Here is a 12,372-nt window from a genome sequence, read left to right on the forward strand (position 1 = left end):
AGCGGCGGGTAACTTTCTTTTGTCTAAAGCAACAAAAGAAAGTCACCAAAGAAAAGTGCTTTTGCTTTGAATCACAGGCCGGCACGAGCGATGCATACGCGGGGATTTTTCATACGGGACATCCCTGTCCCGATGAAAAACGGCCCGCATCCTTGCGGGCCGCCCTCCGGGTCTTCGATTGCCTTCGCTAGTGCCAAGCCGCGCACAGCAACGGCAACGGCAACGGCAAGGCAAGGCAAGGCAAGGCAAGGCAAGGCAAAAGCTCGCACACGCACGCGCTCAGTCGCGATGCAACTTCGCATGTGATTCAAACGCAACCGCAACCGACAGTGGGTGTCAGGGTCGAACCGAGAATCCTCGCCGACCAAACCCGACCCTAGGCAGCGCCTACTCGGCGCCCAAGGTCTGCCGCAAGAACGGCACCGTGATCCGCCGCTGCGCCGCGAGCGAGGCGCGATCCAATTTGTCGAGCAAGGCGGTCAAACCGCCGAGGTCGCGGTCGACGCGCTTGAGCAGCCAATCCAGCGCGGCTTCGTCCAAGGCCAAACCGCGGCGCTGGGCGCGTTGGCGCAGCACTTCGCCACGGCCGGCGTCGTCGAGCGGGGTCAACACGATGCGGGTGCACTGCGACAGGCGCGAGCGCAGGTCGGGCAGGCTCAACGGAAGTTCGTCGGGGTTGTCGCGCGCGGCATAGATCAACGACGCGCCGGCGGCGCGCGCGCGGTTGTGGGTGTCGAACAGGGCGATTTCGTCGTCGCGGTTGCCGGCGATCGCTTCGATGCCGTCGAGCGCCAGCAGGTCGTTGCCTTCGAGTGCGTACAAGGCATCGCGCAGACGCCCGGCGGCCGCCATCAAGGGCAGATAGGCGGCGCGACGGCCGGCCGATTCGGCGGCGGCGCAGGCGCCCAGCAGCAGGTGGGTCTTGCCCACCCCGGCCGGGCCGGCCAGATACACCCAGTCGGCGCCGGCCGGGTCGACGTAGCCGGCGGTCTCCTGGGTCTGGGTGGCCAGGGCGCGCAATTGCGCGATCGCGCCTTCGGGCGCGTCGACATAGGTATCCAAACGCTGGTCCGGCGGATAGCGCAGGGCCAGCGGCAACTGCGGGACGCTCACTGCGTTTCGCGCTCCGCGCGGTCGGCCTGCTCCGCGTTGTCCTTCGCCGCGGGCTCGGCCTTCGGCACCACCGGCACGGTCGCCGGGTCGAGCAGGATGGTCGGGTGGTCGCCTGCATACAGGCGGCTGTGGGTGTAGCGCTCTTGCGCGTAACGCAGCAGCACGTTGGCGACGGCGGCGACCGGCAGGGCCAGCAGCATGCCGAGGAAACCGAACAGGGTGCCGCCGGCGAGCACGGCGAAGATCACCGCGACCGGATGCAGGCCGATGCGGTCGCCGACCAGCTTGGGCGTCAGCCAATAGCTTTCGACGACCTGGCCGACACCGAATACCGCCAGCACGCCGGCCACGTATTTCCAGTCGCCGTACTGCACCAGCGCGGCGATCACGCCGAGGATGATGCCGCTGGCCGGACCGAGGTAGGGCACGAAGGTCAGCAGGCCGGCGATGATGCCGATCAGGATGCCCAGGTCCAGGCCGACCGCCCACAGGCCCAGGCCGTACATCACGCCGAGCGCCAGCATCACCAGGAACTGGCCGCGCAGAAAGGCGCCGAGCACGTCGCTGGACTCCCTGGCCAGGCGGCTCGCCGTGGCAAGGTGGGCGCGCGGGATCAACGAGGCGACGCGCTCGACCAGCACGTCCCAGTCGCGCAGGAAAAAGAAGGTCAGCACCGGCAGCAGGGCGATGTTGGCGATCAGGCCCATGATCGCGAAGCCCGAACGCGACAGATAGCCCAGCAGGGTGGTGGCGACGCCGCCGGCGCGCTCCCAGTTGCTGCGCACCAGCTCGATCAGGTGGTTGAGGTCGAGCCAGTTGCTGATCTCGAAACCGCTGCGCTGCTCCAGCCACGGAATCGCGGTGGCGGTGAACCATTCGCGATAGCGCGGCAGCGACACGATCAGGGTCGAGATCTGGCGTTCGATCAGCGGCACCAGCAGCACCAGCACCAGGATCACCAGCAGAGCCATCAACCCGAACACCAGCGACACGGCGACGTTGCGCGAGCGGCCGGTGCGTTCGAGCCGGTCGACCCAGGGGTCGCCGAGCCAGCCCAGCATGGCGGCGATCACGAACGGCGTCAGCACTGGCGCGAGCACCCACAGCAGCCAACAGGCGCCGACGCCGAGCGCCGTCCATTGCAGGCGGCGCAGGAACAGGGCGATGTCTTCCAACGGGGCGCGGTCCATGCGTCAGTGCAGCCGGTACACGGGCGGCTGACCTTCAAGGCCTTCCAGCGCTTCGAGGGTATCGCCGCTGTCGGCCATGCGCTTCAGGCCGGACAGGCCGGAGATCAGGTCGAGATCGAACTCGACGCTGTCGGGCGTAGCGCGCACGGGGGTCATCTTGCGGATCACCGCCAGACCCTGCAGGTAGCCGGACAGGCGGATGTAGTCGTCGGCGCTGTGCAGGTTGGTGAACACCACCCGGTAGACGCCGGCCGGACCGGCCGCGCTGCGCTTGGCGTAGCGCTTCATCAGCGCGTCGGCCGCGCCGTCGGCGCCGCCGGCCATGACTTTGCGTGCGTCGGGATCGGTGTTGGACCAACTGCCCAGCACCTTGCCGCCGTCGACGAAGGTCCAATCGCCCTTCCAGCCGCCGGTCTTGACCCGGTAGACCTTGCCGATCAGCTGCATCGGCGGGCTGTAGCGCGACGAGGCGCGGGCCACGGCGGCGGCGTCGCCGCGCCAGATGGCGCCGACGCTGGCCTGTTCGGCGGCGTTGCCGCTCGGCAGGCCGAGGCGGTAGCCGCGGTCGATGGCGCGGTTCAGCGCCGAACGCGCGGCGTTGACCTGCGGCAGACCGACCAGGCGCGGGCCGCTACCGTCGTCGATCGCCATCCACAGCACCGGCTTGGGACGCGGCTGCGGCCAGATCGGCAGGCCGAGGGTCGAGGCCAGGGTCTCGACCTTGGTCTGGTCGAAATTGACCACCAGGGTGGTCTGGAAGGTCGGCGCGCCGGTCGAGCGCGACACGCCCTCGTCCTGGCGGTAGTCGTAGCCGGTGACGTAGTCCTTGGCCCGGCGCAGTTCCTGGCCGACGCCCGGCCGGCTGGCCGCGGCGCGGTCGCCGGACATCTTGCCCAGCACCTGGGCCAGGGCACGCGCCATGGCGCCGTTGCGCTCGGCTTCGCCCTGGCCGTTGACCTGGACCTCGGCCGAGAACGGACCCGCCGCCTCGGCGCGGTCGCCCTCGACGCGCTGCGCGGCGGCGGCAAAGCTCGCCAGCATCAGCGCTGCGACCACAAAACTCCGGATTGCCCGAACCATCGCCATCCTTAACTGTATGTAGAAAAACCGGCGTCCCGCCCGCCGTTCCAGTCGCGAGCCGGGCTGCGGGCCCGGCATCGTAGCGCTGGACCCACCACCGCGGGCGAAGGCCATGCCCTCGCCCACCCTCGCCTCCTGCTTCGGTCCGGCGGTCGCGGGTGCGCTCCGCCAACGGTGCTCAAGGTCCGAAATGTTGCCGTAGTGGCGCCGGCACGTCCATTCGCGCGCCTGAACGGACCGGTTCAGGCAACGCCCGCCGGAGCCTTGGCGGAGGCCATGCCTAGCCTTGGCGGAGGCCCTGCCTAGCCTAGGCGGAGGCCTAGCGCAGCCTCGGCGGAGGCTCTGCGCGGCCCGGCTGCAGGGCAAACCGGTTCGGACGCCCCATGGCTGCTAAAATCCCACGTTTCCTTCCGCGACCGCCGGGGCCGCCGTGACCGCATCTCCTTCCGACACCTCCCCCAAGCCGCTGACCTACCGCGACGCGGGCGTCGACATCGACGCCGGCAACCAGGTCGTCGAACGCATCAAGCCCTTGGTCAAGCGCAGCTTCCGTCCCGAGGTGATGGGCGGCCTGGGCGGCTTCGGCGCCCTGTTCGATCTATCCGGCAAGTACCGCGAGCCGGTTCTGGTCTCGGGCACGGACGGCGTCGGCACCAAGCTCAAGCTCGCCCAGCAGCTCAACCGCCACGACACCATCGGCATCGACCTGGTCGGCATGTGCGTCAACGACGTGCTGGTGCAGGGCGCCGAGCCGCTGTTCTTCCTCGATTACTTCGCCACCGGCAAGCTCGATGTCGACACCACCGTGGCCGTGGTCGGCGGCATCGCCAAGGGCTGCGAGCTCGCCGGCTGCGCCCTGATCGGCGGCGAGACCGCGGAAATGCCCGACATGTACCCGCCGGGCGAATACGACCTGGCCGGTTTCACCGTCGGCGCGGTCGAGAAGTCGCAGTTGCTCGACGGCGCGCGCGTGCGCCGCGGCGACGTGCTGATCGGCATCGCCTCGAGCGGCCCGCACTCCAACGGTTACTCGCTGATCCGCCGCATCTTCGATCGCGCCGGCCGTCCGGGCGACGTCGCCGTCGGCGGCGTGCGCCTGATCGACGCGCTGATGGAACCGACCGCGCTGTACGTCAAGCCGGTGCTGGAACTGCTGCGCGCCAACGGCGGCGAACACCGCATCCACGCCATGGCCCACATCACCGGCGGCGGCCTGACCGAAAACATCATCCGCGTGATTCCCGACGGCCTCGGCCTGGACATCCGCACCGCCACCTGGACCCTGCCGCCGGTGTTCGACTGGCTGCAGCGCGAAGGCGCGGTGCCGCGCGAGGAAATGTGGCGCACTTTCAACTGCGGCATCGGCTTCGTGCTGGTGGTGCCGGACGAGGCGGTCGCCGCGACCGAAGCCGACCTGGCACGCCTGGGCCTGGCGCACTGGCGCATCGGCGAGGTGGTCGCTCATTCCGAAGGCGAGCGCGTGCACATCGGCTGAGCCGCGCACGATCGCGAAAAATCGAACGGCGGGCCGCGGCCCGCCGTTTTTTTGCGCACTGCGTTGCGGTTTCTTTCTCTGCGGCGCTCGGGTAGCGTGCGATGCATCTCACTTCGCAGAACCCGACCCCGATGACCGCAACGCCGGCAGGACGCATGAGCGTCGCCAAGAAATTCGCCCTGGCCGTCGTGCTGGCGGTGTTCGCGCTGTCCTGGATCGACCCGAGCAGCCCGTTCGAGCAGGGCATGCACAGCGTGCTGACCGTGGTCGGCCTGCTGTGGCTGTGGCGCCACGACCGCCGCTGGCCGCTGCGCGACGGCCACTTCCTCGCCATCTGCGGCTTCATGGTGGCGCACTGCATCGCCGCGCGCTGGCTGTATTCCTACGTGCCCTACGACCAGTGGATTCAGTCGCTGACCGGCGGCTGGTCGCTGGATCGCGCACTCGGCTTCGAGCGCAATCATTTCGACCGGCTGATCCATTTCCTCTACGGCGTCTGCTTCGCCCCGGCCGTGCGCGAGTACCTGCGCCAGCGCTGGCCGGCGCTGTCGCCGCGCCAGGCCTTCGTGCTCGCGATCGCCGCGATCATGTGCACCAGCCTGATCTACGAGTGGATCGAATGGGCGATCGCCCTGACCATGTCGCCGGAAGCCGCCGAGTCCTACAACGGCCAGCAAGGCGACGTCTGGGACGCCCACACCGACATGTTTCTTGCGACACTGGGCGCGCTCGCCGCCTGGCCGCGCGCGCGGCGCTGAAGCCGCCGGCCGGCCGGCGATCGCGCTATTCGATCGGGATCCGACCAAGACCAAGAGAAGCCATGTCCGAATTCGAGTCCAGGTTCGATCCGGCAACCAGCGCCGACAGCTCCGCCGCCGCGACCGATGCGGCGGATGCCTCGCAACTGCGTACGCTCAGCATCTTGTATTACGTCCTGGCCGGGCTCAACGCCTTCATGCTGCTGTCGTTCGTCGGCGTCTTCGCCATCATCGTGGCCCTGGCGCCGGCTGGCCCAGCGACTTCGGAGACCTCGTCGGGCGACTCGACGATGGCGAGCGGCATCGCGTTCGGCCTCATCCTGGCCAGCTTCGTTTTCAGCCTGGCCTGCGCCGGGTTGCAGTTCATGACGGCGCGGCGTTTGCGCGAACGCCGCAGCCCCCGCTTCTGCCAGATCGTCGCCGGCCTGAGCTGTTTGTCGGTGCCACTCGGCACCTTGCTCGGTGTGTTCACCTTCATCGTATTGGCGCGTCCGTCGGTGCAGGCGCAGTTCGCCGCGCGCGATTGATTCGCCCCCGTCGCCGCAAGCCCGGAATGCGGCCGCAACCTCCCACCCAGGAAATCCATCCATGAACCAGGTCCCAGCCGCATCGGCGGTCGAAAACCCGCAGGACGCCTCGCAGCTCAAGACGCTGAGCATCCTGCACTACGTGTTCGCCGCCCTGTATCTGCTGCCGCTGCTGGTGGCCTTCCTGTACGTCTTCATGGGGGCGGCGATCCTCAACGGCGGCATCCAAAGCCAACCCGGCGACGAGGTCGGCGGCTATGTCCTGATCGGCTTCGCGGTGGCGTTGTTCCTGGTGGCCATCATCGGCGGCAGCCTGACCTTCATCGCCGCGCGCCGCCTCGGCCAGCGCCGCAGCCGCACGCTGTGCATGGTCGTCGCCTGCATTTCCTGCCTGTCGGTGCCGCTGGGCACCGCGTTGGGCGTGTTCACCCTGATCGTGTTGAGCCGGCCTTCGGTGAAGGCGCTGTTCGGCGAACGCTGATCGGAAGGTTTCGACATGGGAGCCGCCATGGTGCGATACAGCGACGGACTCGAAGTCAGGATCGGCGACCAGGTCCTGTCCTATGAACTCAATCGCGGCAGGATCGTGGCCCTGATCGACCGAGGCGAGTACTCGGCGCGGTTCCCGCAAGCCGAGTGGGCCTACCTGGAACGCGGCGTGCTCGTCGAAACCGACTTCGGCGGGCTGGTGCACTATCCGAACGGCTTCAAGCACGACGAGTTGTCGTTGATCGCCAGGGCCCCGGACCAGCAATAAGCCGGGCGCATCGTCGGCAGCACGCAACACCATGCAACACATCGACCCGCCCCGGCGGCTCGCGAATTTCATCAGCAGGAGCGAATCGATGGGCGCTTGGGGCATTAGCACGTTCGACAACGACGATGCGGCGGACTGGCTGGCCGATCTGTCGGACCACCAAAGCCTGGCCTTGGTGCGCGAGACCATCGCGGCCGCGCTCGAGGCGGACGATTATCTGGAAGCACCGGAAGCCTCGACCGCGTTGGCCGCCTGCGAACTGATCGCCGCCGCGATCGGCCGCCCCTCGGCCACCGCGCGCAAGCAGGAAACGCTGACCCACTGGATCGCGCACCGCAAGCCTTCGCCGGATGCCGCGCTCATCGCCGATGCGCTGCGCGCCATCGACCGCGTACTGGGCCCGGAGTCGGAGCTGCGCGAGCTATGGGAAGAGACCGACGATTACGCCGCCTGGCAGGCGGACGTCGTCCAATTGCGTTCGCGGCTGTCGCACTGAGGCATCGCCGTCGGTGGCGACTCTCACCGGCCTCCGCCTTCCAACCCCGCCCTCGCCCGTCGAGCCACGCACCGATCCAAACGCGGGCTATGGCGGCCTGANAGCCCGCTGCGTCCAGCCCGTTGGCTCCCCCGTCGGACCGATCGCTCCCGCCTGCGCCGCGCGTTGCGCGCAGCGCCAGCGACCGCGCCGGACCGTCCATGGCCGACGCGGGGCGGGCGGCATGTCCCTATGCCTCATCACCGGCCCGACCGGATCGCTGCCTGCGTTCCCGCCCGTGAGACTCGCCTGGAGTCGCGGGACGTGCACGCGCGATCACGGCGGGCCGCGAAGTTCATCGTCACCCATCGTCGCCGGCATCGCCGATCCGCCTCGACCCTGCACCGGCCGATGGATCGGCCGCGTCGGCATGCGAACGAGGACTGAGCGGTACCCGATGCGCATGCCGACGCGCCCTGTCGACGCGATCGCGGTGCGTCCTTCCAGTGGACGAGCCCGGCGTTGACCAGGCCGACACCGCGCCGGCGACGTCTCTATTTACTGTCGGCGCGCGTCGATTTGCGAGGAACGTTCAGGGACCGAATCGGGACGCGGCGGGAACGTTTCGCGATCGGGGGCGATGCCGAACATGCAGACCGCCAATGAGGTCACAGTGCAATCGTGTCGTCCGACAAGTTCGCGCCGATTCGTTCCCGCTTTGGTCCCCGAATTGCTTGGACTCGGCTTCGGCGCGTTTCGTAGGCTGGGCTTCCATCGAGCTTCGCCTACAGGGGGCGGACATGCGTACGACACTCAAGGGATTCATTCTCGCGGCCGCGTTGCTCAGCACGAGCGCCATCGCCCACGACACCGACGGCGCCTGCGCACAGGAAGGCGCCCGCATGACCGTGGTCGGCTCGTTCAATTTCAGCTCGCAAGACCTGCTGGAATTCCAACAGCGCGAACTCGGCGGCGGCATCCGGCTGCCGCCGGGCGGCATGTGTACGCCGAGCAGTTGCGGCATCGTCGACGACCATTGGGCGGTCGCGACCCGCCGTGCCTTCCAGTACTGCGAGCAGATCGCACCGGGCAGCATCGCCCAGGTAACCTCCCCGGCCACCTACAACGACACCTTGCTGCACCACTCCGCTTACAGCTTCGGCCCGAACACGCCGAACCTGCAGGGCCTGTGCGTGCGTTGCCAGGTGCTCAGTGGCACGCCGATCAAGCTGACGAAGGCGGCTAACGCGCTGCGGCCGTAAGCAGCGAAGCCGCCCCTCTGTAAACGGCGAAACCCATCGGTCGTAAGCGGCGAAACCCACCCGCCGTCATTCCCGAGAAGGCGGGAATCCAGAGACTTCAGAGGGATGCCCCGATAAAGCCCTGGATCCCCGCCTTCGCGGGGATGACGGATGGCGCAGTCGTGCGAACCGGGACTCCACGCGAACTGAAGTCTGCGGCCCGGCCAGGGCGCACAGCGCCCTGGCGTTCACGGATGCGCGAGCCGGTGGCTCGCAAGCGGATCCCTTCACCCCGCTTTCGCTGCGAAGACGGATTGAATTGTCGCGGGCTAGCGATGCCAGGCAGGCACAACCCAACAACCTGCAGGCAGTCGCTCACACCAGCGCGTGGCGTCGCGTATACGTCAGCACGGTATCGACGTGCTTCTGCAGTTCGCTGCGCACCGACTCTTCCAGCGGACACTCGGCCAGCACGTAATAGCCCGAACGCAGCACGTCGCGCCAGCGCGGCTGGCGCGGCAGCTTGGACAGGCTCAGGTAACGCTCCATCGCCCGCGCCCGCAGCCGGCCGTCGTCGACGGTGACGCGCCAGATCCGGCTTTTCTCGGCCAGTTCCAGCCGGCCGTGACCGGTGCTGCGTTCCCAGGCTTCGACCACCGCCAGCATCAACTCGACCAGGGCGCGGCGGAACGACGAGCGCATGGCCTCGTTGGCGGTAGCGTCCAGGGCCGAGGCGGCTTCGACGTCGGCCAGCGCTTCGACCGCGCCGGTGTCGATACCGACCGGCTCCAGGCCGACGCGCTCAACCTGTCCGACACCGAGCGCGTCCAGTCCGAGTACGATCAAACCCTCGCCCTGCCCGGTTTCGCTGAGCTGCGCGCGCAAGGCGCCGCCGCTGAGGCCGAAGTCGAGGCGCTGCGAGGCCGAGGACTCATCGAGCCGCTCCATCGCCTGGGCGAAGCGCGACGCGTCCGACTCCCCGAGCAATTCGCCGAAGGCACGTCCGGGCAGACTGTCGCCGGCCTGTCCGAGCAATTGCCCGGCACTGCGGTTGGCGGCGAGCACCTGGCCGCCGGCGTCGAGGACCAGCACCGCATCGTCGCGGCTGTCGAGCGCGGCCTGCAAACGCGTGCGGTCGACGCCGAGCTCGGCCGCGGCGCGACGGTAGTACTCCACTTCCTCGGCCAGGCGTGCCTGCCGAGCCGCTTCGGCGAGCCGGGCGCGCTGTTGCCGGCGCAGGAAGAACACGATCAGGCCGAGCAAGGCCGCCACTGCCGACACCGCGGTCAGCCACAAGGCCAGCGTGCGTTGCCGCAGGCTGAGTGCGCGCACTTCGTTCTCGGCGGCGAGCGCGGCGATGGTGCGGTCGCGTTCGGCGGTTTCGAAGCGGATCTGCATCCACTTCATCTCGCGGTCGTAGCGCGCCTCGCGCAAAGTGCGCGCGGCGACCTCGGACTCGCGCAAGGTCGTCAGCGCGCGCGGCCATTCGCCCAAGGCTTCGTAAGCATCGGCCAATTCGGCCAACAGCGCCGGCCGGTCGCTGTCCTGCGCCGGCAGGCTCGACAAGGCATCGCTCAGGCGCAGTTGCGCCGCACGCGCCTGCCCGGACAAACGCGCGGCGCGTGCGGCCTGCAATTGCAGCGGCGCCGGCGGCCGCACGCCATCTTCGGCGGCGAGGGCGAGACCGCGATCGGTCCAATCGCGCGCCTTGGCCAGATCGCCGCGCAGGATCGCGGCGCGGCCGAGTTCGGCATGCACACGCAGTTGGTAGGTGCGTTCGCCGGCTTTGACGAACGCGGCCAAGGCCTGCTCCAGCAGACCTTCGGCGCGTTGCGTATCGCCCGAATCCAGGGCCAGCACGCCCATGCTCTGCAGCACGTGAGCGGCTTCGATCGGATTGCCGACGCGGCGGAACTCGGCCAATGCCTGATCGTAATGACGCGCGGCATTATCGGTCGCGCCGAGATCGCGATAGATATCGGCGATGTTGTTGAGCACCGGGCCCAAGGCCGGCTCGCGGGCGTCGCGCTGAATTTCCAGACTCGACAGGAATGCCTGCAAGGCGCCGCGATAGTCGCCGAGCCGTCGCAGCGAGGCGCCGATGTTGTTCCAGCTCTTGGATTGCGCCGGGCGGTCTTGCTGGCGCTTGGCGATCTGCAAGGCCTGATGGAATTTGCCCAGGGCTTCGACCGTACAGTCCTGGCGGTAATCGAGCACGCCGCGACGGCGCACGAGTTCGTAGTCGACCTGCCAACCGGCGTCGGCGCCGGCCACGGCCTGCGCGCAATCGAGCGCACCGGCCGCCGCGGAAAAATCGCCGCCGCGCGAGCGCTGGTCGCCGGCCTCGTACAGTGCTGCGAGCGCATGCGCGCGATCGCCGCCGGGCGTCAGGCCATAGCGCCGCGAGCACTCGTCCGCGTCGGGCAGCGCCACGCTCGGCTGCAGCGGTCGACACGCCGCGTTCGCATCGGCCTGCGCTGCCGCCGCCGGCATGTTCAACAGGAAACTGGTCAGTACCGCAAAAGCCCAACACCTCGAACTGTCCTTGCCCACGCCCCGCTCCCGGCTGCCGCTATCGGCAGCTTTGCCGATCCGGCGCTGAAGCGGAAGCGATGGCGTTGGAGAAAGTCCCCATCGATCGCGCCCATTTAGCGCATTCGGTCACAGTGATCGTGGACTTCATCGACACTCGCACTTTCGCAGCAGTGCTCGTTCACCCCTGTCCCGGCCCTCTCCGTCTTGCGGTCCTCCCCTCGCTTCAAGCGCGGGAGAGCGGGAGTGGCCGCTTCCAGAGCAGGAGCGGCGGGCTACGGGATTTCTTTCGGTCACGAGGCGCGACCGCGCCGCCGCCGGTCGCCGCGCCCCTGCCAGGCGTTGGCACATTCCGCAGCGCCCGCCCCCGCCAACCGCCACATCGCGCACCCGGCGAATCGCTTAAAATGCCGGCCTGTCTCGACCCGATGGCCTGTAATGTCCCAGCCGCTTCCCCGGATCGCCGTCCTCGCATCGGGCCGCGGCAGCAATCTGCAGGCCGTGCTCGACGCCATCGCCGCCGGCCGGCTCGCCGCCGAAGTGGTCGGGGTGTTCTCCGACAAGCCTGGCGCGGCCGCGCTGGAGCGCGTGCCCGAGGGTTTGCGCTGGTCGGCCCCTGCCAAGGCCTACCCGAGCCGCGAGGCCTTCGACGCCGATCTCGCCGACGCCGTCGCCGCCTGCCGGCCCGACTGGATCCTGTGCGCGGGTTATCTGCGCATCCTCGGCAGCGCCTTCGTCGAGCGCTTCCGCGGCCGCACGATCAACATCCATCCCTCGCTATTGCCGAAGTACCGCGGCCTGCACACCCATGCACGCGCCCTTGCCGAGGGCGAGCGCGAACACGGCGCCAGCGTGCACTTCGTCATTCCCGAACTCGACGCCGGCGCGGTCATCGCCCAAGCGGTCGTCGCGATCGAAGCCGGCGACACGCCGGAAGCCCTGGCGCAGCGCGTGCTCGGGGTCGAACACCCGTTGTTGCTCGCGGTAATGAGACTGGCCGCCAGTGGCCGCCTGGCTGAACACGGCGCAACCGTCACCCTCGACGGTCATCCGCTATTTACGCCGCTGCGTTTAGATTTCGCCGGCGATCTGACCCACCCGGCCACCGGCCTCGCGGCCTGAACTCCGCACCCCGCGCACGGGTCGAACGCGTTCCGCACACGCCCTCCACGCGCTGCACTCGAGCCCTTTCAGGATTCTTCGC

General features: G+C 68.6%; 12 protein-coding genes. 8 read left to right on the forward strand and 4 right to left on the reverse strand.

Going from position 1 to position 12,372, the window contains the following annotated elements; genetic code table 11:
• Nucleotides 1–387: 387 nt before the first annotated feature.
• Genes hda through ACTJJK_RS00175 form a run of 3 tightly spaced genes read right to left on the reverse strand, consistent with a single transcriptional unit; the run spans nucleotide 388 to nucleotide 3,389 of the window.
• Nucleotides 388–1,113 (reverse strand): DnaA regulatory inactivator Hda, encoded by a 726-nt coding sequence (hda, locus tag ACTJJK_RS00165; protein WP_440729157.1) that lies wholly within the window; start codon nucleotides 1,111–1,113, stop codon nucleotides 388–390.
• Entirely contained in the window at nucleotides 1,110–2,303 is a 1,194-nt protein-coding gene (locus ACTJJK_RS00170; RefSeq protein WP_440729158.1) for an AI-2E family transporter, read from the reverse strand. The genes hda and ACTJJK_RS00170 overlap by 4 nt, the downstream gene beginning before the upstream one ends.
• A gap of 3 nt (nucleotides 2,304–2,306) precedes the next feature.
• On the reverse strand, nucleotides 2,307–3,389 hold the full coding sequence (locus ACTJJK_RS00175) for a DUF2066 domain-containing protein (protein WP_430536894.1): 1,083 nt from the start codon (nucleotides 3,387–3,389) through the stop codon (nucleotides 2,307–2,309).
• Between the two features lie 424 nt (nucleotides 3,390–3,813).
• On the opposite strand from ACTJJK_RS00175, the gene purM reads away from it, so the two are divergent.
• The 7 genes from purM (at nucleotide 3,814) to ACTJJK_RS00210 (ending at nucleotide 8,657) form a co-directional block, all read left to right on the forward strand.
• A complete protein-coding gene (gene purM, locus ACTJJK_RS00180) occupies nucleotides 3,814–4,878 on the forward strand; it encodes a phosphoribosylformylglycinamidine cyclo-ligase (protein ID WP_223619906.1) in 1,065 nt (354 codons plus the stop codon).
• 155 nt (nucleotides 4,879–5,033) lie between these two features.
• Nucleotides 5,034–5,636, forward strand: coding sequence for a DUF2238 domain-containing protein (locus ACTJJK_RS00185; RefSeq protein ID WP_036148128.1), 603 nt, complete (start codon nucleotides 5,034–5,036; stop codon nucleotides 5,634–5,636).
• A gap of 62 nt (nucleotides 5,637–5,698) precedes the next feature.
• A complete protein-coding gene (locus tag ACTJJK_RS00190) occupies nucleotides 5,699–6,163 on the forward strand; it encodes a hypothetical protein (RefSeq protein ID WP_223619905.1) in 465 nt (154 codons plus the stop codon).
• Nucleotides 6,164–6,224: 61 nt separating this feature from the next.
• Complete coding sequence (locus ACTJJK_RS00195; RefSeq protein WP_031370923.1) at nucleotides 6,225–6,644, forward strand: hypothetical protein; 420 nt, start codon at nucleotides 6,225–6,227, stop codon at nucleotides 6,642–6,644.
• 27 nt (nucleotides 6,645–6,671) lie between these two features.
• Nucleotides 6,672–6,920 (forward strand): hypothetical protein, encoded by a 249-nt coding sequence (locus ACTJJK_RS00200; protein WP_223619904.1) that lies wholly within the window; start codon nucleotides 6,672–6,674, stop codon nucleotides 6,918–6,920.
• An 88-nt stretch (nucleotides 6,921–7,008) separates the two neighbouring features.
• Nucleotides 7,009–7,416, forward strand: a complete 408-nt coding sequence (locus ACTJJK_RS00205) for a DUF4259 domain-containing protein (RefSeq protein WP_223619903.1) — start codon at nucleotides 7,009–7,011, stop codon at nucleotides 7,414–7,416.
• A 779-nt stretch (nucleotides 7,417–8,195) separates the two neighbouring features.
• The gene (locus ACTJJK_RS00210; protein WP_031370926.1) at nucleotides 8,196–8,657 is read left to right on the forward strand and encodes a hypothetical protein; all 462 of its coding nucleotides are present in this window, start codon (nucleotides 8,196–8,198) and stop codon (nucleotides 8,655–8,657) included.
• 354 nt (nucleotides 8,658–9,011) lie between these two features.
• Here ACTJJK_RS00210 and ACTJJK_RS00215 read toward each other — a convergent pair whose 3' ends face one another.
• A complete protein-coding gene (locus ACTJJK_RS00215) occupies nucleotides 9,012–11,189 on the reverse strand; it encodes a tetratricopeptide repeat protein (protein WP_440729159.1) in 2,178 nt (725 codons plus the stop codon).
• Between the two features lie 417 nt (nucleotides 11,190–11,606).
• Here ACTJJK_RS00215 and purN point away from each other — a divergent pair, with 417 nt between their 5' ends.
• Nucleotides 11,607–12,290: a phosphoribosylglycinamide formyltransferase gene (purN, locus tag ACTJJK_RS00220; protein ID WP_031370928.1), complete on the forward strand. Its 684-nt coding sequence runs from the start codon at nucleotides 11,607–11,609 to the stop codon at nucleotides 12,288–12,290.
• The last annotated feature ends 82 nt before the right edge of the window (nucleotides 12,291–12,372 follow it).

Source organism: Lysobacter sp. 22409 (assembly GCF_052045105.1).
Classification (GTDB): Bacteria; Pseudomonadota; Gammaproteobacteria; order Xanthomonadales; family Xanthomonadaceae; genus Lysobacter; species Lysobacter antibioticus_B.